The following is a 1,799-nucleotide window of genomic DNA, read 5'->3' on the forward strand; positions in this document are numbered from 1 at the left end:
CCGGAATATCGGTATCTCGCAGATCGCGAAATACCGGTTGCCCTGGGCCGGCAAGGTATCCATCCTGCATCGCGTGAGCGGTGCCTTGATGTTCCTCCTCCTTCCCTTCGTCCTGTACCTGTTCGAGCAGAGCATTACCTCCGAACTGAGCTTCGCAAAGTTCTCGGCCCTGTTGTCCGGCGGCTTTGTCAAGCTGGTTGTGCTGGCCCTGATCTGGGGTTATCTGCATCATTTCTGCGCCGGTATCCGCTTTCTGCTGCTGGATGTGCACGTTGGTGTTTCCAAGCCCGCCTCGGCCAAGTCTGCCATCAGCGTGCTGGTTGTCAGCCTGCTGCTTACCCTGATTTTCGGCCTGAAGCTGTTCGGCCTGTTCTGAGGAGAATCACGGTGGCAAACAACAATATCGGTCCCAAGCGCCTGGTCGTCGGCGCCCATTACGGCCTGAAAGACTGGCTCGCGCAACGCGTCACGGCCGTGATCATGGTGGTGTTCACCGTGGTGCTGGCCATTGCCTTCCTGCTGTCGAACGGCGCTTCGTACGAAGCGTGGGCAGGGCTCTTCGCCAACCAGTGGATGAAGATCATCACGTTCCTGACCATCCTGTCGCTGCTGTATCACGCCTGGATCGGCGTGCGCGACATCTGGATGGACTATGTCAAGCCGATGGCGGTGCGCCTGGTGCTGCAAGTTCTTACGATTCTGTGGCTCGTCGGTTGCGCGGGCTACGCTGCTCAGATTCTCTGGAGGGTGTAATAAATGGTCGCAGTCAAGACTGGATTGCCGCGTCGCCGCTTTGACGTGGTCATCGTCGGTGCTGGCGGCGCCGGGATGCGCGCATCCCTCCAGCTCGCGGAAGCCGGCCTGAACGTGGCCGTGCTGTCCAAGGTGTTCCCGACCCGCTCGCACACCGTGGCGGCGCAGGGCGGCATCGGTGCTTCGCTGGGCAACATGAGCGAAGACAACTGGCACTATCACTTCTACGACACCATCAAGGGCTCGGACTGGCTGGGCGACCAGGACGCGATCGAGTTCATGTGCCGGGAAGCGCCGAAGGTCGTGTACGAACTCGAGCACTTCGGCATGCCGTTCGACCGCAACCCGGACTGGAAGACATGGAGTTCTGGCAGTTCCACCCGACCGGCGTGGCCGGCGCGGGCGTGCTGATCACCGAAGGCGTGCGCGGCGAAGGCGGGATCCTGCGCAACAAGGACGGCGAGCGTTTCATGGAACGCTATGCGCCGACGCTGAAGGACCTGGCGCCGCGCGACTTCGTCTCGCGCTCGATGGACCAGGAAATCAAGGAAGGCCGCGGCTGCGGCCCGAACGGCGACTACGTGCTGCTCGACCTGACCCACGTCGGCGCCGAGACCATCATGAAGCGCCTGCCGTCGATCTGATCCGCGACCAGGACGGCGACGTGCTGGGCGTGACCGCGCTGGAAATGGAAACCGGCGAGGTCTACATCCTCGAAGCCAAGACCACGCTGTTCGCGACCGGCGGTGCCGGCCGTATCTACGCTGCGTCGACCAACGCCTTCATCAACACCGGTGACGGCCTGGGCATGGCCGCACGCGCGGGCGTGCCGCTGGAAGACATGACGCGATCAAGGAACCGATCCCGGTGGTCCCGACCATCCACTACCAGATGGGCGGCATCCCGACGAACTACCACGGCCAGGTCGTGGTGCCGAAGAATGGCAGCCCGAACGAAGTGCTGAATGGTTTCTACGCGATCGGCGAATGCTCGTGCGTGTCGGTGCACGGCGCCAACCGCCTGGGCACCAACTCGCTGCTCGACCT

At 62.6% G+C, this 1,799-nt stretch carries 3 protein-coding genes and 3 pseudogenes; all 6 read left to right on the forward strand.

What is annotated here, in order from left to right; genetic code table 11:
- A partial coding sequence (gene sdhC, locus ACAD63_RS05410; RefSeq protein WP_116324063.1) for a succinate dehydrogenase, cytochrome b556 subunit occupies positions 1-376 on the forward strand: 376 nt, incomplete at its 5' end.
- 11 nt (positions 377-387) lie between these two features.
- Positions 388-753: a succinate dehydrogenase, hydrophobic membrane anchor protein gene (sdhD, locus tag ACAD63_RS05415; protein WP_135705164.1), complete on the forward strand. Its 366-nt coding sequence runs from the start codon at positions 388-390 to the stop codon at positions 751-753.
- A gap of 3 nt (positions 754-756) precedes the next feature.
- A pseudogene (locus tag ACAD63_RS05420) lies at positions 757-1,105 on the forward strand (FAD-dependent oxidoreductase); the annotation flags it as partial.
- A gap of 7 nt (positions 1,106-1,112) precedes the next feature.
- Positions 1,113-1,397, forward strand: coding sequence for an FAD-binding protein (locus ACAD63_RS05425; RefSeq protein ID WP_434033528.1), 285 nt, complete (start codon positions 1,113-1,115; stop codon positions 1,395-1,397).
- Positions 1,382-1,597: pseudogene (locus ACAD63_RS05430) on the forward strand (FAD-binding protein); the annotation flags it as partial. The gene ACAD63_RS05425 and the pseudogene ACAD63_RS05430, both read left to right, overlap by 16 nt.
- A pseudogene (locus ACAD63_RS05435) lies at positions 1,597-1,799 on the forward strand (FAD-binding protein); the annotation flags it as partial. The pseudogenes ACAD63_RS05430 and ACAD63_RS05435, both read left to right, overlap by 1 nt.

This window comes from Cupriavidus sp. a3 (genome assembly GCF_051015765.1).
GTDB classification, from domain to species: domain Bacteria; phylum Pseudomonadota; class Gammaproteobacteria; order Burkholderiales; family Burkholderiaceae; genus Cupriavidus; species Cupriavidus oxalaticus_A.

Coding starts and splice junctions, on each gene's coding strand:
- ACAD63_RS05425 (WP_434033528.1), top strand. CDS start 1,113: ATGGAGTTCTGGCAGTTCCACCCGACCGGCGTGGCCGGCGCGGGCGTG.